The 17,929-nt window shown below is 51.1% G+C and carries 27 protein-coding genes and 3 pseudogenes; 21 read left to right on the top strand and 9 right to left on the bottom strand.

Annotated elements, in window-relative coordinates:
- The first annotated feature begins 19 nt into the window (after positions 1–19).
- The gene (locus D5270_RS10790; RefSeq protein ID WP_166544113.1) at positions 20–1,549 is read left to right on the top strand and encodes a recombinase family protein; all 1,530 of its coding nucleotides are present in this window, start codon (positions 20–22) and stop codon (positions 1,547–1,549) included.
- Positions 1,550–1,663: 114 nt separating this feature from the next.
- Positions 1,664–2,134 (top strand): DUF3990 domain-containing protein, encoded by a 471-nt coding sequence (locus tag D5270_RS10785; protein ID WP_442858601.1) that lies wholly within the window; start codon positions 1,664–1,666, stop codon positions 2,132–2,134.
- 511 nt (positions 2,135–2,645) lie between these two features.
- Here D5270_RS10785 and D5270_RS10775 read toward each other — a convergent pair.
- From D5270_RS10775 to D5270_RS10765, 3 genes and pseudogenes are all read right to left on the bottom strand, one after another.
- Positions 2,646–3,143 (bottom strand): annotated as a pseudogene (locus D5270_RS10775) (manganese catalase family protein); the annotation flags it as partial.
- Entirely contained in the window at positions 3,140–3,511 is a 372-nt protein-coding gene (locus D5270_RS10770) for a type II toxin-antitoxin system HicB family antitoxin (RefSeq protein WP_166544111.1), read from the bottom strand. The pseudogene D5270_RS10775 and the gene D5270_RS10770, both read right to left, overlap by 4 nt.
- A 27-nt stretch (positions 3,512–3,538) precedes the next feature.
- The gene (locus tag D5270_RS10765) at positions 3,539–3,715 is read right to left on the bottom strand and encodes a type II toxin-antitoxin system HicA family toxin (RefSeq protein WP_166544110.1); all 177 of its coding nucleotides are present in this window, start codon (positions 3,713–3,715) and stop codon (positions 3,539–3,541) included.
- A 433-nt stretch (positions 3,716–4,148) separates the two neighbouring features.
- On the opposite strand from D5270_RS10765, the gene D5270_RS10760 reads away from it, so the two are divergent.
- The gene (locus tag D5270_RS10760) at positions 4,149–4,358 is read left to right on the top strand and encodes a hypothetical protein (RefSeq protein ID WP_166544109.1); all 210 of its coding nucleotides are present in this window, start codon (positions 4,149–4,151) and stop codon (positions 4,356–4,358) included.
- Positions 4,352–4,684 (top strand): hypothetical protein, encoded by a 333-nt coding sequence (locus D5270_RS10755; protein ID WP_166544108.1) that lies wholly within the window; start codon positions 4,352–4,354, stop codon positions 4,682–4,684. Before D5270_RS10760 ends, D5270_RS10755 begins: the two co-directional genes overlap by 7 nt.
- A 58-nt stretch (positions 4,685–4,742) precedes the next feature.
- Here the strand turns inward: D5270_RS10755 and D5270_RS10750 are convergent, their stop codons facing one another.
- Positions 4,743–6,191, bottom strand: coding sequence for a recombinase family protein (locus tag D5270_RS10750; protein WP_166544107.1), 1,449 nt, complete (start codon positions 6,189–6,191; stop codon positions 4,743–4,745).
- 256 nt (positions 6,192–6,447) lie between these two features.
- Between D5270_RS10750 and D5270_RS10745 the strand changes: the two genes are divergently transcribed.
- Entirely contained in the window at positions 6,448–7,209 is a 762-nt protein-coding gene (locus tag D5270_RS10745) for an Abi family protein (protein ID WP_207709361.1), read from the top strand.
- An 89-nt stretch (positions 7,210–7,298) separates the two neighbouring features.
- Here the strand turns inward: D5270_RS10745 and D5270_RS10740 are convergent, their stop codons facing one another.
- The 3 genes from D5270_RS10740 to D5270_RS10730 form a co-directional block, all read right to left on the bottom strand.
- Positions 7,299–7,469, bottom strand: coding sequence for a hypothetical protein (locus D5270_RS10740; RefSeq protein ID WP_166544105.1), 171 nt, complete (start codon positions 7,467–7,469; stop codon positions 7,299–7,301).
- A gap of 60 nt (positions 7,470–7,529) precedes the next feature.
- Complete coding sequence (locus D5270_RS10735; RefSeq protein ID WP_166544104.1) at positions 7,530–7,676, bottom strand: hypothetical protein; 147 nt, start codon at positions 7,674–7,676, stop codon at positions 7,530–7,532.
- A gap of 177 nt (positions 7,677–7,853) precedes the next feature.
- Positions 7,854–8,633 (bottom strand): LexA family protein, encoded by a 780-nt coding sequence (locus D5270_RS10730; protein ID WP_207709360.1) that lies wholly within the window; start codon positions 8,631–8,633, stop codon positions 7,854–7,856.
- 24 nt (positions 8,634–8,657) lie between these two features.
- Between D5270_RS10730 and D5270_RS10725 the strand changes: the two genes are divergently transcribed.
- Entirely contained in the window at positions 8,658–8,927 is a 270-nt protein-coding gene (locus D5270_RS10725; RefSeq protein WP_166544102.1) for a helix-turn-helix domain-containing protein, read from the top strand.
- A 230-nt stretch (positions 8,928–9,157) separates the two neighbouring features.
- On the opposite strand, the gene D5270_RS10720 is transcribed toward D5270_RS10725, so the two are convergent.
- Complete coding sequence (locus tag D5270_RS10720) at positions 9,158–9,556, bottom strand: helix-turn-helix domain-containing protein (RefSeq protein ID WP_166544101.1); 399 nt, start codon at positions 9,554–9,556, stop codon at positions 9,158–9,160.
- Positions 9,557–9,660: 104 nt separating this feature from the next.
- On the opposite strand from D5270_RS10720, the gene D5270_RS10715 reads away from it, so the two are divergent.
- The 11 genes and pseudogenes from D5270_RS10715 to D5270_RS17260 form a co-directional block, all read left to right on the top strand.
- Entirely contained in the window at positions 9,661–9,846 is a 186-nt protein-coding gene (locus D5270_RS10715) for a helix-turn-helix transcriptional regulator (RefSeq protein ID WP_166544100.1), read from the top strand.
- 291 nt (positions 9,847–10,137) lie between these two features.
- Positions 10,138–10,446, top strand: coding sequence for a Rha family transcriptional regulator (locus D5270_RS10710; RefSeq protein WP_166544099.1), 309 nt, complete (start codon positions 10,138–10,140; stop codon positions 10,444–10,446).
- A 305-nt stretch (positions 10,447–10,751) separates the two neighbouring features.
- A complete protein-coding gene (locus D5270_RS10705) occupies positions 10,752–10,934 on the top strand; it encodes a hypothetical protein (RefSeq protein ID WP_166544098.1) in 183 nt (60 codons plus the stop codon).
- A gap of 10 nt (positions 10,935–10,944) precedes the next feature.
- The gene (locus D5270_RS10700; RefSeq protein ID WP_166544097.1) at positions 10,945–11,133 is read left to right on the top strand and encodes a hypothetical protein; all 189 of its coding nucleotides are present in this window, start codon (positions 10,945–10,947) and stop codon (positions 11,131–11,133) included.
- Between the two features lie 3 nt (positions 11,134–11,136).
- On the top strand, positions 11,137–11,358 hold the full coding sequence (locus D5270_RS10695) for a hypothetical protein (protein ID WP_166544096.1): 222 nt from the start codon (positions 11,137–11,139) through the stop codon (positions 11,356–11,358).
- Positions 11,359–11,473: 115 nt separating this feature from the next.
- Positions 11,474–11,641 (top strand): hypothetical protein, encoded by a 168-nt coding sequence (locus D5270_RS10690; RefSeq protein ID WP_166544095.1) that lies wholly within the window; start codon positions 11,474–11,476, stop codon positions 11,639–11,641.
- On the top strand, positions 11,632–12,900 hold the full coding sequence (locus tag D5270_RS10685) for an AAA family ATPase (RefSeq protein WP_166544203.1): 1,269 nt from the start codon (positions 11,632–11,634) through the stop codon (positions 12,898–12,900). Before D5270_RS10690 ends, D5270_RS10685 begins: the two co-directional genes overlap by 10 nt.
- Positions 12,901–13,974, top strand: a complete 1,074-nt coding sequence (locus D5270_RS10680) for an ATP-binding protein (RefSeq protein ID WP_166544094.1) — start codon at positions 12,901–12,903, stop codon at positions 13,972–13,974.
- Between the two features lie 21 nt (positions 13,975–13,995).
- Positions 13,996–14,460, top strand: coding sequence for a DUF669 domain-containing protein (locus D5270_RS10675; RefSeq protein WP_166544093.1), 465 nt, complete (start codon positions 13,996–13,998; stop codon positions 14,458–14,460).
- Positions 14,460–16,055, top strand: a complete 1,596-nt coding sequence (locus D5270_RS10670; protein ID WP_166544092.1) for a DEAD/DEAH box helicase — start codon at positions 14,460–14,462, stop codon at positions 16,053–16,055. Before D5270_RS10675 ends, D5270_RS10670 begins: the two co-directional genes overlap by 1 nt.
- A gap of 3 nt (positions 16,056–16,058) precedes the next feature.
- Positions 16,059–16,169 (top strand): annotated as a pseudogene (locus D5270_RS17260) (helix-turn-helix transcriptional regulator); the annotation flags it as partial.
- Position 16,170: 1 nt separating this feature from the next.
- Here the strand turns inward: D5270_RS17260 and D5270_RS10660 are convergent.
- Positions 16,171–16,446: a helix-turn-helix domain-containing protein gene (locus tag D5270_RS10660; protein WP_166544090.1), complete on the bottom strand. Its 276-nt coding sequence runs from the start codon at positions 16,444–16,446 to the stop codon at positions 16,171–16,173.
- Positions 16,447–16,566: 120 nt separating this feature from the next.
- Between D5270_RS10660 and D5270_RS10655 the strand changes: the two genes are divergently transcribed.
- The 4 genes and pseudogenes from D5270_RS10655 (at position 16,567) to D5270_RS10645 (ending at position 17,787) form a co-directional block, all read left to right on the top strand.
- The gene (locus D5270_RS10655; protein WP_166544089.1) at positions 16,567–16,806 is read left to right on the top strand and encodes a hypothetical protein; all 240 of its coding nucleotides are present in this window, start codon (positions 16,567–16,569) and stop codon (positions 16,804–16,806) included.
- A 172-nt stretch (positions 16,807–16,978) separates the two neighbouring features.
- Positions 16,979–17,194, top strand: coding sequence for a hypothetical protein (locus D5270_RS10650; protein ID WP_243150335.1), 216 nt, complete (start codon positions 16,979–16,981; stop codon positions 17,192–17,194).
- A pseudogene (locus D5270_RS17255) lies at positions 17,169–17,282 on the top strand (phage tail tube protein); the annotation flags it as partial. The gene D5270_RS10650 and the pseudogene D5270_RS17255, both read left to right, overlap by 26 nt.
- A 73-nt stretch (positions 17,283–17,355) precedes the next feature.
- Positions 17,356–17,787: a phage tail assembly chaperone gene (locus tag D5270_RS10645; protein ID WP_166544088.1), complete on the top strand. Its 432-nt coding sequence runs from the start codon at positions 17,356–17,358 to the stop codon at positions 17,785–17,787.
- Positions 17,788–17,929: the final 142 nt, after the last annotated feature.

Genomic DNA, 17,929 nt, shown 5'->3' with positions numbered 1-17,929 from the left:
AGGAAAGGGGGTGTGTCAAATGGCGATCATTCTGTATGCCCGTAAGTCGGTGGAGCGGGAGAACAGCATTAGCTGCGAAACCCAGCTTGAGTATTGCAGGTCTGTTATTAAGCCCGATGAGCGGGACGAAAAGATCATAACCTTTGTGGACAACGGCTTCTCCGGCGGCAATGTCAATCGGGACGGCTTCCAGAAGATGATGAAGCTGGTGCGGCAGGGGAAGGTCAAAAAGGTCATTGTCTACAAGCTGGACCGTATCAGCCGTTCTTTATCGGATTTTGTGAACATTTTGCAGGAGTTCAAGGAGCACAAGGTTGAGTTCGTGTCCTCTCAGGAGTCTTTTGACACATCCTCGCCTTATGGTGAAATGATCGTCAAGCTCCTGATGGTGTTCGCCGAGTTTGAGCGGACATCCATTATCAACCGTGTCACCCAGGCATATGCCCACCGCAGTGAAATGGGGTTCTATATGGGCGGCCGCCAGCCCTATGGCTTCGAGCTGGTTCCGACAGTCATCCATAACGTCAAGACTAAAAAGCTGAATCCAATCCCCGCTGAGGTAGAGGAGGTACGCTATATCTTTGAGGTCTACGCTCAGGAGAGCGTGTCCCTGCGGCGGCTCCTGGATATTCTGGTAGCCGAGGGGAAGCAGCCCCTGAATGGCAGCAGTTGGACGACGGCGAAGCTGTCCACATTGCTAAAGAACCCTATCTACGTCAAGGCCGATTCCGATGTATACGACTACTATGACCGCCACGGCGTTCAGATGGTCACAGACGTGTCCATGTTCACCGGGGAGAATGGGGCGCAGCTCTACGGTCACACTAAGCATGACCCCAGCAGCCCAGATTGGTCGGATATGAAGCTGGTGCTCTTAACCCACCCCGGTATTGTTGATTCTGACATCTGGCTCAGATGCCAGCGGAAGCTGGAGAAGAACCGTCAGATTGGGAACAGCGTCAGCAACCCTACCAGCTGGCTGGCAGGGAAGGTGGTCTGTGAGAAGTGCGGCCACACCATGACCACCATTAAGGGGAAGATCAACAAGAGTGGCGAGATACGGCGGTATTTCAACTGCACCGGAAGATCCCACAAGAAAACCTGTACAGGGCCGAAGGTGACGATCTACGCCGAGGATTTGGAGAATATGGTTTATGAGTGCATCTCCGCGAAGCTGGCAGATCTGAAGGAGATGAACCGCACCACCCGAAAGGGAGACACGGCAGAGGTCAACGAGCTGAAGCTGAAAATCAAGGCTATTGAGAAGTCGGAGAAACAGCTTTTGGACACTATGCTGGCGGGTGGATTCAACGATGACCTTCTGGCGCTGGCAAATCAAAAGGCTACCCAGCTCAAGAGGGACCGGCTGGCTCTGTATGAGCGGATAGAGGACTTGAAAAGCCGTGATGATGAAACCAATGTTGTTGTCAATCTGGCGAAGTCATGGAGGACTGCCGACTACAAGCGCAAAAAGGCTGTCGCTATGATTATGATACATAAAATTGTTATCAGCGAGGATGGCAGCACGAAGGTGCTTTGGAACATATAGCAGACCGTCAGGGCTTTGATGCTCTGGCGGTTATTTTTTGCAGATAGTCGGCTGTTGAGTTGATTTTCAGCTATTGAGGAAGTATAATAGGCTTAAAGAATCTAACAAGGAGGAATGGGCATGATTCTCTACCATGGCAGCAAAGTATTGGTCAAATCGCCAGAGATACGGCTTCAGAAGTACAATAAAGACTTTTACTTTGGCTTTTACTGCACATTAATTCGAGAACAAGCTACCCGGTGGGCTGTTCGGTTTGATGGCGTCGGCTATTTAAGTGAGTATCTCTATATGCCTGACGATAGTTTGAGAGTAAAACGGTTCACGGAAATGACGGAGGAATGGCTGGATTTCATCGTGTCCTGCCGTTTGGGACATCCTCATGACTATGACATCGTAGAAGGCCCTATGGCTAATGACACTATTTTCAACTATGTCCAGAACTTTGCGGACGGAAAAATCAGCAGAGAAGCCTTTTGGGAGCTTGCAAAGTTCAAAAGGCCAACCCATCAGATCAGTTTCCATACGGACAGAGCCTTAACTACGCTGTCGTTTGTGAAGGGAAGTGAAGTCCGGGATGAAGAATAACAGCGCATTATTCTATACTTGTAGCCTGATTGAATATATCGGTAGGCAGCAAAAATTGAATCGCTCCGAGCTGGTTCGCGTTATGGGAGAGAAAACCATCAGGCGTATCTACCGTTACGCAGACGTTTTTCACTGTGAGCCGATTGAAAAAATAGCGGATGACTTCATTACGAACTTGAATATTCCGAAAGGCGCTTTCGATAACGTAGCATCCTGTCGGTATGACGTACCCGACTACTGGACGATTGGCGAGGTCTACGAGCGGTTGATTGAGGACATTTCCGGCGATGACGAGGAGCACATCATTGACCGTTTGGTGGAGGTATACACCTCATGGATAAATACTGCGATCTCCAACTACAATAGTGATTTTTATTACCAGCCTCGGGATTATATCCGGGTGTGCTATGAAGAGGGACAGGTCTGCGGCTGAATATCCGAATAAAAAAGGAGACAAATATCCCCTGTGAGCCGCCCACAGGGGATAAAATCTGCTTAAATCAGTATGGTTTGCTTCGCCGAAGCGCTGATAGTGCACGACTTCCCGCTCCCGCAGGAACTTGATGGGCTCGGCCACATCCGGGTCGTCGGCAAAGCGCAGGATGTTGTCGTAGCTGAGCCGCGCCTTCTGCTCTGCTGCAAGGTCCTCGTTCAAATCGGCTATGGGGTCGCCGGTGACGGCAAAGGTTGCCGCGGAGAACGGCACGCCGGAGGCAGCCTGGGGATATACGCCTGTGGTGTGGTCCACGAAATAGTCGGAAAAACCCGCCTCCTCAATCTGCTCGGGGGTAAGGCAGCGAGTCAGCTGGTAGACGATAGTGCCGACCATTTCAAGGTGGGCTAGTTCTTCGGTACCTATATCCGTCAATATAGCGCTAAGCTCCGGGTAGGGCATGGCGTACCTCTGGCTCAGGTATCGCAGTGACGCGCCTATTTCGCCGTGGGGCCCAAGATATGTCAAGATGTGATAATGAAGGAAAAGAAGTTTAATTTCAGCATAGATACCTATATTTTTGAGAGCAATGCGTCTTGTAAAACCTGTGAGAAATTTACTCCCATCGCCACAGCTCGGTCATTTAGCCACGCGGGGATGGTCAGGGTCTTCTTTACAGCACGGGTGTCTTTGTACGGGTCAACGGAGCAGGCTACCAAAGAGGTGAACCCGCCTGCTGGGTCTATGGCAGATATATCAGAAGGGGCAGCAAGGTTTTTACCTTGCTCTAACAAGGTGAGCGCATAGGCCGCCAATGCCTCTTGTGCCCCTTCCATTGTCTCGTTCAGGGTACCGCCAAAGCTCTGGCAGCCGGGCAGGTCTGGAAATTCCACCCAATAAGCGTCCTCCTCCTGGTGGAAAATTGCGGGATAGACGAACATCATGAGACATACCTCCTAAAAGGAGGGGGCTTATTTTAGCCCCGCATCCTTCAAAATTTTATTCAGCAGGCCAGTGGGGACATCCTTGCCGTGTATAGGAACTACCGTGATATTGTCCCCTTTTTGAAGAACATGATGGCTACCGTGTATTCTAACGACTTCCCAACCATCTTTCTTCAAAATCTTTAGCAGGTCTTTATCTTTCATATTTCCCCCTCCCTACAAGAATATTATAACACGTATCGCACGTGTTGTCAATCCTTTTTTAATCTTTTCAAATGATTTCTGGAAAAAGGGTTGACTTTTGACTGCCAATAGTTTATAATTATGACTGTCAAAAGTGAGGTGATGAGATGACCCCCAAAATGGGGAGGCCTACCGATAACCCTAAACCGTATAAACTGACTGTTCGTGTTGATGAGGAAAGCAAGGCCATATTAGAGCAGTATTCTCAACAAGAAAAAATCAGCCAGATGGAAGCGATACGCCGAGGGATTAAACGGTTAAAGCCAGACATAAAGAAATAAGGCATTGCCCTCCGACTACCAATCACCGGGCAACGCCTTAAAAACCACACACCAAATGGTGCCAAATCTATTATAGCACCCTCTTTGGTGGAAATCAAGGAGGAATATAAGAAATGAGTAGCCAAGTTGCGAAAATTGAACAGATGAAGAAGTACACCAAGAAAACCGGCTTTTCAAACATCAGGTATAGCCTGCAAGTAGCCGAGATGTGGGACCTAATTAATATGGCTCGTGAGAAGCCTTATGACAGCATTAAACTTGCTTTTAATTATGGTCAGGCCAAGGGCTACCGTGCTGCCAAAGCGGAGGTGAAGAAATGCTAAATTATTTTGCTGTCAACATCGACTACCACGGCATCACCAACTGCGACCCACGCGATTTGGATATGGCCATGCAAATCTGGATTGACAAAAACGAGCGGTTCCCTATCAGCTCCCAGGTTGTTCACGTTTCTGTTCAGGAGGCCAGCGACACCGAGCCTCCTGGGCCGGGAACGGATTTATACGACTTCCTTGTAAACTTTGCAAAGCACCACAATATGTGGACTCCGAGGGCACGCGAGTGGAGGCGGTTAGTACGATTCTACGCACTTCTGTTTAATGCAGGGAGACTTTCAGGGCTTAAAGAGACAGAGAAAAGCTGCGTGTAGCGGATAGAAGAAGCAAAAGGGGAGATGGGTAAACGCCTGTCTCTCCTTTATTTCACGCCTACACATAATACACCACCTCAACCCGCTTAGTGTCCTTGAAAAACACCACATGGTCCACAAAGCCCCGCAGCAGGGCGTTTTTCTCCTGGGCCGTCAGCTGAGCGTTTTTCAGCGCCTGGATTGCGTTGCGGTGCTTTTTGGCAAAGGCAGCGGGGTCGGCTTTTGCAGGCTTCTGCAATCCGGCCAAGGACTTCTGCAGCTCCAGGGTGCGGGCTTCGCTGGCGGCTTTATTGGCCCGGTACTCCTCCAGGGTGTCTACCCCCGCGGCATAGGATTCCCTGTACCGCTGCAGGACGCTCTCCTCCCGGCGGAGCAGCTGCTCAAGGCGCTGGCGCTCGGCCTCCCGGTCGGGGCTCTGGCGGGAGATGATATTCAGCTTTAGGCTATCCAGCTGCTCCTCTATGGAGCAGAGTACCAGCTCCTCAAGCTTTTTGACTGTGATATAATGGGACACCCTGCATTTTCCGTGGACATACTGGACGCAGTTCATCCCGGCCCCGGTAAAGCTAAGGGTGCCGCCGCAGGCGCTGCACTTAACTATGCCCTGGAGCATACGTGAGACCTCCTGGCGCTGAGCCTTTGGGGCGGAGCCCTTATAACGGCGCTGGTAGTCCTCAATGCGCCGCTGGACGGCATCGAACTCCTCCTGGGAGATGATGGCCTCGTGCTCACCCTCCACTATCATTGTGCCGTCCAGCAGAGCGGAGCCGTGGTAGTCGTTCACGCCGTCCCTGCACCAGCGCACCTTGCCGGTATAGACCGGGTTTGTCAGGATATACCGCACGGTACGGTTTTCCCAGGGTCCGCCGCGCTTTGTTCTGACGCCCTGCATATTCAGCTTCTTTGCTATGCTTATCATGGTGATGCCGCCCAGGAAGTCCCGGTATATAGCCCGAACGGTGTCGGCCTCCCGGGGGATAACCACAAAGGCTTTGTTCTGGTATGTATATCCCAGCGGCGCAACGCTCACCGGGAGCCCGCGGCTGGCCCGCTCGGTCATGCCGCGCCGGACCTCGGCCCCAAGGTTTGCACTGTAGAAGGCGTCAAACCACTCGATAATGCGCTCGATAAGTCCGCCGAAGGGCCCCTCCATTAAGGGCTCGGATATGCTGATTACATCAATGCCGTTTTCCTTCTTCAGAAGGGATTTATATACCACGCTCTCCTCCTGATTCCGGGCAAACCGGCTGAACTTCCAGACTAGGATTGTTTCAAAGGGCCTGGGCTTCTCCTTCGCTGCGGCTATCATGGACATGAAGCCCGGGCGCTTCTGTGCAGTCCGCCCGCTTATGCCGTCGTCCTTGAATATGTACTCCTCAGGCAGGACATAGCCGTTGCTTTTTGCATAGTCGCGTATAAGCCTTAGCTGACTGTCCGGGCTGTACTCCTCCTGGTCGTGGGTGCTGACCCGGATGTAGGCAGCGCAAATCTTCCGGGGGTTTTCCATTTCGATTCATCCTTTCGTGGAAGAGGGCATAAAAAAGCCCACTACTCCCATAGTAATAAGAATTGTGAGCGGTTACGCAGATTATGCGCGCCGTTCCGGCTGGAGGATGGTCCCCTCAGTGCGCCGCCGCTGGGGGGAGGTGTGGTCTTAGAAAACGCAAAAGGTTAGGTTGTGATACAATATATTGTGCCAGCAGTTAGAGAAAATTGCGAAGCGTGGGTGTATCATTGACGACGAGCAGTCCGCGCTGGAATTTTTGAAGAGAGTGAACTATTACAGGCTGACTGCATATTTTTTGCCATTCAAAACTCAAGAGGACAAGTACATAAGCGGCACAAATTTTTCTCAGGTGGTTGGAATATATCAGTTTGACCACGATATGAGAAAGCTCCTTTTTCCGGTCATCGAGGAAATCGAATTGGCTCTACGCTCTCAAATCGCCTACTTTTTCGGGCACAGATACGGCGCCCTGGGGTATTTGGACAAGGCAAACTTTTCCGAAAGGCATAATCACGAGAATTTCCTGGAACATATTGAAAGAGAAAAGGAGCACAACAAACAGCAACCGTTTGTACAGCACCACAACGAAAAGTATTCCGGGAAATTTCCGATTTGGGTGATTATCGAACTTTTCAGCATGGGAGAGCTCTCGCTTTTTTATGCCGATATGAAAAGGGCGGACCAAAAAGGTATTGCCAAAGCTTTCGCTGTGCCCTCTGATAAACATATGAAAAGCTGGCTGAAAAACCTGACGATATTGAGAAACTTCTGCGCCCACTATTCCAGACTATATGACGCGAAGCTTCCCGGTGTCCCCAGAACGCCTAAAGGCTTTGGTATACAGCTGGGGAACAGGCTTTTCGACTATATTGTAGTATTAAAGCTGCTATATTCTGACAGTATCGGCTGGACAAATTCATTTGCCCCCGGCTTGTGTGCGACAATAGAAAAATACAGAGACCTTATTGAACTGAAGCGCATAGGTTTTCCGGCTGACTGGGAAAAAATCATTGCTTAGGTGACGGTGTGCCGTACCCGGTCTCATTGCTTGCCACTTTCAATGCGAGCCTTCACTGCCAACGAACGCTCGCATTGAAAGCGGCTTTTTCATTTTCCCATATCAGCCCGAATCAGGCTTTTAATGTATCCGGCCTTGTTGGGTACGCTGGCGAGTTTTTCAATGATGTCCTGCTCTGTATTTTTCATCAGCCGGATATTAACATTGACAGTATGCGCCTTATGGTATCTTTCCTGAGGCGTTTCTTTTTTTTCTGACATTTCATCAACTCCAGTGATTCTATACGCAGAGTAAGGGGCGGTTTTTCCGCCCCCTCCTGGCTATTTTTGGTCTTTTGCCATTGCAATTTTGTCCAGCAGTTCTACGATTTCCTTGATGGAGTATTCTTGCTTTTCTCCATTCGTAAAAAGTAGTCTTAGCTCATAGAGCGTAGCCAGCTTTGTATCTTGCCGCTCTTTCTCTGTCATAGTAGGCGCTCCCTTCCTTTGGATGTTTATATTATAGCATATGTGCCGCACTATGTCAAGCGTTTTCTCTCACTATTTCCCTCAAAATAGCTCTTATTGCAAACCCCCGGTACCCTCCCCTGACGGAATATTCCCGCCACATCTCGTGCACTTCATATAAAAGCCCTCATTTATTCTCTATCGTATAGCGCTGGTAAAAGCCACTGCCTTACCCAATATCCGCACGCTATTCATCTCTTCCTGCCTATAAATAAGGGGCTCAAAAAGAGGGTTTGCAGGCTCTAAAACAATCCTGTCATGAAAAAGGAATACTTTCTTTAACGTGGCCTCGTCTTCAATAAGGACAGCGGCGATTTCACCATTTTCAACCTGCTCCTGCTGCCGGATATATACCATATCACCATCAAAAATCCTGGCATTTATCATGCTGTCACCTTTACACCGCAGGGCAAAATCAGCGTGAATATACTCCGGCACCTCCACCACCTCGGTATCTTCCTGGATAGCTGTGATGGGCTGCCCGCAGGCTATGGTGCCTACAAGAGGGATGGTATAGGTTTTAGGGAGGGGGATAACATTTTCAGGCATGCTCTCCTCGAAAGGCTCCCAGCCCATAAGAGCGGCAGGGGTAGTCTCCAGAACAGCCGCCAGAGGCTCAAGAACATTTGTTGGCAAAGTGCGTATTTCATCACTTTCATAGCGGTATATAGTTGCACGATGTTTTCCAAGTCTTTTTGCAACTTCATCTACTGAAATGTGAAGGTCTTCCCTTCTCCGCCTTATGCGGTCACCTATCTTCAAGGCATTCCACTCCCTTTCCTGTGAGGTAATGCAATAATAACACAGGTTTCGCAAATTTGCAATAGCAAAGGGAGAAAAAATAAAAATTTTCGCAAATTTTGCGAAAATAGGGTTGACAAGCCCAGATATGTATGGTAATATATGGGTGTCGCACAAAACGCGAAAAAAGGAGGTGGAAGGATGGTTAATACAGACAAGCTGCGAGGCAAAATTGTAGAGCGCCGGATGAATATAGATTCTGTTGCGACCGCAGTAGGGATTACTCCAAGTACTCTATACAGGCGCCTCAATGGTGGAGGCGGTGCCTTTACCATTGAGGAAGCTGATAAGATTGCCTCGCTTCTTGACCTTAGTGCAGAAGAGCTAAACAATATATTTTTTGCCCAATATGTCGCGCAACACGCGAATAATGGGCAGGGTCATAGGGTTCACACGAAAAACAGCTCATAACAAAACTGCTCTCTCGTGTTGCACCACAAGAAAGCAGCTGGTAGTAGATGTTCGCTGAATTTACGGAGTACACACCGCCCATTGCTGGGCGGCAGGGCGATGGTTCACCTCGTTATTAGTATTAAGGTCAGTGAAGATGTTGGAGCGCATATCAATGGAGCCAAGTGCTTCGTGCATTCCGGCAAACTCGGTCTGAGCAGCTACTGATCAGAAATAGAAAGCAAGCTGAACTAAATTTTATAGGTAATAGAACTCTCTTTCATATCATCGGAAAACTCAATCAAAGCAATGAAAGAGGGCAAAACCTTCATGAGCTTGCGCTCGTCAGCATGAGACAGGTTGAGTTTCTTCAATTCAGGGAAATGAGATTCAATGGACGCGATAATCAACAAGCGGCTCTTTTCATCCATGAGCTCGTCCCAGTTGGCGAACACGCCGCGGCCCAGAAGATAGTCTGTGGGAACATCGAAGAAGTCGGCAAGAGCGATTAACTGTTGATAAGCGGGCTCCCTTTGCCCATATTCATATCGCTGGTAACCTATGGCAGACATACCAACGGCCTCATACACGTCTTTTTGCGTTAAATCTCTAGCTAAACGTAGTTTTTTGAGTCGTTCTGCAAAAGTCATAAAATTTCCTCCTTGCCAATTATAAAAAAGCTTGACATATCCGTTTGGTGGTGTTATCATGAATACACTACCAACTGGTAGTTAAACTAGAAAGAGAAGGTGCTGTGAACGAATTGCTAAAAAGCGCTCGAAAAGCGGCAGGAAAAACACAAGCGCAGGTAGCTAAAGAAACAGGTATATCAGAAATAGCATATCAGAGATATGAATACGATATGAGAGAACCTGGAGTGAAAACGGCCATTCGGATAGCTAAAGCGCTTGGGCGGACAGTGGAAGAACTGTTTAGCTAAAGAACATAAAGGTACACGAATAGGACAGTTCACTAAAAGAATACCACGGTAAGAACAAAAAGGCAAGGAGGAACAAAATGTATTTCAAAATTAATATCGAACCGCAGACAGAGTGCTGCTATAACTGCGAGCACTTTCGTCAGCACTATACCCGGGACGGAGACGAGCTATATTGTGGGCACTGTGTCTATCCTAGAATGAAGAACAGGGGCCCTTTCGACACATGCCAACATTTTTTGTTAAAGCAGCCAGTAGCCTTACGTATATCAACTATTGGAAGGAGCGAACGAAATGACGGTCAAAAACATTAACGGCCAACAGGCCATAGACAGCCGCGAGGTTGCGGAGATGGTAGGAAAGCAGCACAAACACCTACTCCGCAATATTGCGGGTTACATTGAAATCATGGAAAAGTCAGGAGAGCCCAAATTTGGACCGTCCGACTTCTTCATCCCAAGCACCTATGTAAGTGCCCAAAACAAAGAGCAGCCTTGCTATCTCATCACTAAAAAGGGCTGCGACATGATTGCCAATAAGCTCACCGGAGAGAAAGGTGTCCTCTTTACTGTCGCCTATGTCACAGCATTCGAGGACATGTAGAACCGGTTTGAGAGTTTGCACCAGCCGCCTGCATTCTACCCGGCAAAAGCGACATCTGCCGGTGAAGTGGCTTCACTGTTAAGGGAACTGCGGCTTACGATGAAGGAAAACAGGCAACCGTCCGAAAGCATTTCCTGGCAGGTCGAGATAACGTGTAAGCAGTTCGGTGTTGTAACAATAGCAAACTTTGTGAAGAAAGATCCATTTGAGCAATTATCGCTCGGGGCGATGGAAACTGTTCCCCAACTCGGCGCACGCTGTACAACCCCTAAAGCATAGACTGATATAGAAAGGAGAGTATACATATGGCACTGGAGAAATGGACCAGCTGCGGCGTGGGCCAGGACGGGGAGACCTTCGTGGAGACCACCCTGATATGGGACACCAAGCTGAAAAAGATAGTGGACAGGAGCTCAAAATGGCTCATACCTAAGGAGGATTTTGAGCGGCGCAAGGCCGCGATTGAGCCGGTGACGCTCTACCGTTAGGAGGGGACAAATGGGACGGACGTATAAAGACCTGGCCCACAGGGCCGGGTGTATCCGAAAAAAGTACAAGCTCACCCCTGCAGAGGCCGCCTGGTGGGTGCTCTGGCTGGAGGGGGCCTGTGAGGACGATATACCAAAGCTTGCGGAACTTATGGCAGAGCTGAAGGGCCAAAGGTACCGCTCAGAGGGGAGGGAGTAAAAGGTGGACCTGTTATTGGCGCTTATTATGGGCCTGCGTATAGCAACGCTCGGTTTCTTCGCCTGGTATCTCGCCGAAAGGTGCTGCGCTGCATACGACGCCCGGAATGCCAGGAAGCGGCGCCGGGTACAGTTCCAGAGTATCTGGCGGTCGAGCACGGTATACGGAGACGAGATGGACTATATCATCACAAGGAAAGATGAACCGATACAATGGAAAAAGTGAAGGCCCTATTCGCAACCGCCGACCAAGCACCGCGTATAGAGGCCCAACACAACCCCGGAGGGCTATATCTAGTGTATCACATTCCTCCGGGAAACACAAGGAGGAAATTAACAGCGTGAATAACACAAAAATTATTCCTTTCACCCAAGCCGCCTCCGAACGGAGAAAGACGGCTCCCCACTGGCTGATTCTGATTTTCGCCGCGAGTCCCTACAAGCTGCCCGAGCTTATCAACCAGGCGCTGAACCTGCTGGAATACAAAAAGGAGACTGTATCATGCTGAAAATAAACCAACTAGAAATAGAAAACGTCAAGCGCATCCGCGCGGTAAAAATCAAGCCCAGCGCAAGCGGCCTGACCATCATCGGCGGGAACAACAACCAGGGCAAGACCTCGGTGCTGGACTCCATCGCCTGGGCTCTGGGAGGCGACCGCTACCGGCCCAGTGCCGCCACCCGGGACGGCTCCAACATCCCGCCCCGGCTGCATATCGTAATGAGCAACGGCCTGGTGGTAGAGCGCAAGGGCAAGAACAGCGAACTTAAAGTAACTGACCCAGCGGGCCATAAAGGGGGCCAGCAGCTTCTCAACGAGTTTGTGTCCCAGCTGGCCCTGGACCTGCCCCGGTTCATGCAGGCCAGCGACAAGGAAAAGGGGGACACCCTCCTGCAGATTATTGGTGTGGGGGACAAGCTCATGGAGCTGGAGCGCCATGAGAGCGATACATATAACCGCCGCCGGGCCATTGGGCAGATAGCCGACCAGAAGATGAAGTTCGCCAAAGAGATGACCTACTATCCTGACGCGCCCAAGGAGCCGGTTTCCATCAGTGAGCTTTTGAGCCAGCAGCAGGCCATTCTTGCCCAGAATGGAGAGAACCAGCGCAAGCGGCAGCAGGCCGCCCAGCTGGAAGCAGAACGGGACCGCATGGGCAAAGAGCTGGCACTTCTGGAAGAGCGATATAAGACCCTCTGCTCTGATTGCGATACAGCCACCCGCTCTGCCCAGGATTTGCAGGACCAGTCTACCGCTGAGTTGGAGAGAAATATTGCGGACATCGAGGCCATTAACGTGAAAGTCCGGGCCAATCTGGACAAGGAAAAGGCCGAGATGGACGCCAATGACTACGGCCAGCGGTACGCTGCTCTCACCGCCGAGCTCAATAAGACCCGGCAGGAAAAGGCCGACCTGCTGAACCGCGCCCCGCTTCCCCTGCCCGGGCTCTCGGTGGAGGAAGGGGCGCTGACCTACAACGGCAAGCGCTGGGACAGCATGAGCGGCAGCGACCAGCTGAAGGTCAGCACGGCTATAGTGCGCAAGCTCAATCCTAACTGTGGGTTTGTGCTTCTGGACAAGCTGGAGCAGATGGATATTGCCACCCTGCGGGAGTTCGGGGCATGGCTGGAGAGCGAGGGCCTGCAGGCAATCGCCACCAGGGTCAGCACCGGCGGGGAGTGCTCCATCATCATCGAGGACGGCTACATAGCCGGAGAGGAAAAGCCGGCTGAGACTAAAGCCGCCTGGAAGGAGGGGGAGTTCTAAATGCAGATAACGAGAGGCATACAGTCAGGGGCTCAGAAGGTGGTCCTCTACGGCCCGGAGGGTATCGGCAAGAGCACCTTTGCCAGTAAATTCCCGGAGCCTGTGTTTATTGACACCGAGGGCAGCACCCGACATATGGACGTGGCACGGCTCCCGAAGCCCTCAAGCTGGACTATGCTGCTGGAAGATGCGAGATATATCCGGGACACCCCTAGCGTGTGCAAGACCCTTATCATAGACACCATGGACTGGGCCGAGGCCCTTTGCACACAGCACGTCTGTGACACAGCACAGAAGAAAGGCGTCGAGGATTTCGGGTATGGTAAAGGGTATGTCTATGTTGCCGAAGAGTTCGGCAAGCTTCTGAACCTGCTGGACGAGATTATAGACCGGGGCATAAACGTGTTGGGCACCGCCCACGCCAAAATGCGCAAATTCGAGCAGCCTGAGGAGACCGGGGCCTATGACCGCTGGGAGATGAAGATGAGCAAGAATGTGGCCCCGCTGGTGAAGGAATGGTCGGACGCTCTTCTCTTTGCCAACTACAAAATCCTGACAGTGCGCTCCGGGGAGGACAAGAAGACCGTCAAGGCCCAGGGCGGGCGGCGGACCATGTACACAGCCCACCATCCCTGCTGGGACGCCAAGAACCGCTGGGGATTGCCTGAGGAGGTGGAGTTTGATTACAGTGCTATTGCCCCTTATATCTACATAGGCGGCGGGGCTGCGTCAGGTACGCCTGAGCCTGCTGTTCCGGCTGCACCGCCGGTGGAGGAAGCTGCTCCCCCTGCGGAAAGCCCAAAAGCGGCCCCGGCGGCAGCTGAGCCCGTCCTGGCTCCCCAAGAGCAGCTGACTATTAACGTCAATCCCAATCTGCCAAAGGCCCTTACCGACCTGATGATACAGAACCAGGTGGAGGAGCAGGAAATCCGCCTTGCAGTCAGCCAGAAGGGGTACTACCCCGAGGACACGCCCATTGAGAACTACGACCCGGCATTTATCAGCGGAGTGCTGGTGGGGGCCTGGAAAAAGGTATTCACTACAATTATGAACAACCGCGACCTGCCGTTTTAACGGCGAAAGGAGGACTTGTCTATGGAATTTGTAAATCACGAGAGAGAGCTGGACTGGGAGGACGTTATTGAAAACGATGGCCCGGAATTTGTCCTTCTGCCTCCGGGCGACTACGACTTTACGGTTACAGACTTTGAGCGGGAGCACTATGCCGGCGGGGCTAAGCTTCCCCCCTGCAACAAGGCGGTGCTTTCCATCACTATTGACTCACCTGAGGGGAAGGCGGCTATAAAGCACAATCTGTTCCTGCACAGTAAGTGCGAGGGCCTGCTGTGTGCGTTCTTCAGCAGTATCGGCCAGCGCAAACACGGTGAAAAGCTGCGCATGAACTGGAGCAAGGTTATCGGCTCAAAGGGCCGGTGCAAGGTGGGCATCCGGGAATGGGTCAGCGACCGGGACGGCGAGAAGAAGCAGAGCAATGAAATCAAGCGGTTTTATGAGCCTGTGGAAAAACCCGCCCAGGGATTTAAGGCGGGTGAGTTCTGATGGAAAAGAGCATACTTGCTCTGCGTCCATATCAACAAGAGGCCCGTGCTGCCGTGGAAAGCCAGTGGGAGGAGGGCATCCGGCGCACACTGCTGGTGCTGCCCACGGGGTGCGGCAAGACCATCGTATTCGCCAAAATCACCGAAGACTGCGTAAAGGCCGGCCAGCGGGTACTTATTCTTGCCCACCGGGGGGAGCTATTAGACCAGGCAGCGGACAAAATCAAAAAATCCACCGGCCTGGGCTGTGCGGTGGAGAAAGCAGAGCAGACCAGCCTCCAGAGCTGGTACCGGGTGACGGTAGGCTCCGTCCAGACCCTGATGAGAGAGAAGCGGCTGAGCCAGTTCGACCCCGAGCATTTCGGCACCATCATCATCGACGAGGCCCATCACTGCATCTCCGACAGCTACCAGCGGGTCTTGCAGTACTTCGAGACTAGTAATGTGCTGGGCGTTACCGCAACTCCCGACCGGGGGGATATGCGTAATCTTGGCAGCTATTTTGAGTCGCTGGCCTATGAGTATACTCTGCCCAAAGCAATCCGGGAGGGCTATCTCAGCCCTATCAAGGCCCTCACCGTGCCTCTCAAGTTGGATTTGTCCGGGGTAGGGCTAAGCGCGGGGGATTTTAAAGCAGGCGACCTGGGAGACGCCCTGGGCCCCTATCTGTACCAGATTGCCGAAGAGATGGACAAATACTGCCGGGACCGCAAAACCGTGGTATTTCTACCCCTGGTGAAGACCTCCCAGAAGTTTCGGGATATCCTCTGCGAGAAAGGCTTCCGGGCGGCAGAGGTCAACGGCGAGAGCCAGGACAGGGCCCAGGTGCTGGCCGACTTTGACAGCGGTAAGTACAACGTGCTGTGCAACTCCATGCTGCTCACCGAAGGCTGGGACTGTCCCTCTGTGGACTGCGTAGTGGTGCTGCGGCCCACGAAGGTGCGCTCGCTGTACAGCCAGATGGTAGGGCGCGGGACCCGGCTCTTCCCCGGCAAAGACCACCTTCTACTGCTTGACTTCCTCTGGCACACCGAGCGCCATGAGCTTTGCCACCCTGCATCTCTTATTTGCGAGAACGAGGAAGTGGCCCGAAAGATGACCGAGAACATTGAGAACGCTGGGGAGCCGATTGATTTGGAGCAGGCTGAGAAAGCTGCCAGTGAGGACGTTGTGGCCCAGCGGGAGGAGGCCCTTGCCAAGCAGCTTAGGGAGATGCGCAACCGTAAGCGCAAGCTGGTGGACCCGCTGCAGTTTGAAATGTCCATTCAGGCCGAGGACCTTGCAGGCTATGTGCCGTCCTTCGGCTGGGAAATGGCCCCGCCCTCTGAGAAACAGATAGCAGCATTGGAAAAGCTCGGCATCTTCCCTGACCAGATAGATAACGCAGGTAAGGCCGCAAAACTGCTGGACCGGCTGGATGCCCGCCGCCAGGAAGGGCTTACAACACCAAAACAGATACGTTTTTTGGAAAACAAAGGTTTTCGTCATGTAGGAACATGGAAGTTTGAAACTGCCCGACAAATGATTGACCGCATAGCGGCAAATGGTTGGAGAGTTCCATACGGAATTACTCCATATGAATATAGAGGAGAGTAGACCATGAGGGAAAATCTCAAAAACGCCCGCAAGGCCGCTGGGCTAACTCAGCAGGCGATGGCGGAAAAGTTAGGTCTAACACTGCGCCACTACCAGAAAATCGAATATGAGGAAGTTAGCGGTTCATTCGAGGTTTGGGATGCCTTGGAGGACCTTCTGGGGGTACATCAACGAATACTTCGAGCTTCCTCAAATAATCATCTCGGCCCAAAAGAAAATCAGTAGGAACATCAAATAGATTTGCTAATTTTATAAGCATCTCAAAATCTGGTTCACTATCAGCGCTTTCGTATTTCTGGTATGAGCGAAGAGGAACACCTACTGCATCTGCTGTTCTTTGGAGGGTATATCCACGGAAAATGCGTGCTGCACGAAGCCGGTCGTTGAACATTTTCGAACCTCCTAACAAAAAGCTCTTGACTTACGCCTTATTATGGCGTAATATAGAGAAAAAATAAACGCCATTTTCTGGCGTAAATTGGGAGGGGCAGATATGTCCATATTCGACATTATGGCTGAAATCGAACAGCAGCAGTACCAAATCGAACTATCTTGTGCGGTATTGGCAGAGGCGGAACGGTATTTTGAATCCAAAGAGGATTCCAAATTCCTCCCCCACTACGCGGAGCAAATTCTCAAACTGCTCTATGTGGCTACTAACATTCTGCACAATACGAAACCAGAACTTGAAAAAGCGACGGATGCACTGATGGACAAGTTCAAGGAGGAATGTCATGGGAAAAATGATTGATTTGACTGGAAGCCGTTTTGGTCGGCTAACGGTCATAAGGAGGTCTGATAAAAAGGCAAAGTCAGGGTCTATGTGGATTTGCAAGTGCGATTGCGGGAATTTTGTAACTGTAACACAGAGCAACTTAAAAAGCGGAAACACAAAGAGCTGTGGATTTGTGACCGCTTCCCGTATGGATTCCTGGACAGAGCGCAGCTTTTCCAAGAATATCACGGCGGGCGTTGACTTCATGGACAATGTGGCCAAGCAGATCAGCGAATACAAGGTGGAAGTCCAGCAGGCAATGCTTTTGGCGATTCTCAAGGGTGTATTCTCTATGGCTACTACGGGCAACACTGTACCCGCTAAGGCGGCGAAAGAGTTTAGCCAAGTTCGATGCGGATGGTGAATACCTGGATGAAGAAATGGACTTCACCTTTGAGGACTTCAAAATGCCTGAGAAGTTCCTGGATTTGCCCGGTTTTGTGGTGGGCTAAGGCACAAGGGAGAATCCCCCGACTAATCGGGGGATTCTTTCATATTTTATCTAAGTTAAAGGAGTTTTTTATTATGTCTAATTTCTCTCAGTTCATGAAGGCCAACAAAAAGGTAAAGGAAAATACAACCTATGCGGCCACGAAGTCCATTGTGGATAAGGACGGGAAGCCGGTTTTGTGGGAGTTGCGCCCCATTTCCAGTAAGGAAAATACCGAACTCCGCGAAAGCTGCATGAAAGAAATCCCCATCAAGGGCAAGAACGGTATGTACCGCCAGAAGATCAGCACCAGCGAATATATCGCAAAGCTGCTGGTGGCCTCTTGCGTTTCTCCTGACCTGTACGACAGCGCTTTGCAGGATTCCTATGGGGTAATGACCCCGGAAGAACTTCTTTACGCTTTGGTGGACGACCCCGGCGAATATGACGATTTTGCCGCTTTTGTCCAGAAGTTCAACGGCTTCACAACTTCCCTGGAAGATAAGGTTGACGAGGCAAAAAACTAATTGAGGGCGGCGATGCGCTATCCGTCTATGCGCATTACTGCTTGGAAAAGCTGCACATTTTACCAAGCGTATTCTTGGAAATGACCGATGAAGAAAAAGCATTTGTGATAGCTTCTATCAAAGTGCGGATCGAGAAAGAAGA

The sequence above is a fragment of the Acutalibacter sp. 1XD8-36 genome, from assembly GCF_009917525.1.
GTDB lineage: Bacteria > Bacillota > Clostridia > Oscillospirales > Acutalibacteraceae > Acutalibacter.
Note: the sequence above shows the minus strand (reverse complement) of the source record. Positions and strands in the feature narration are given on the sequence as shown.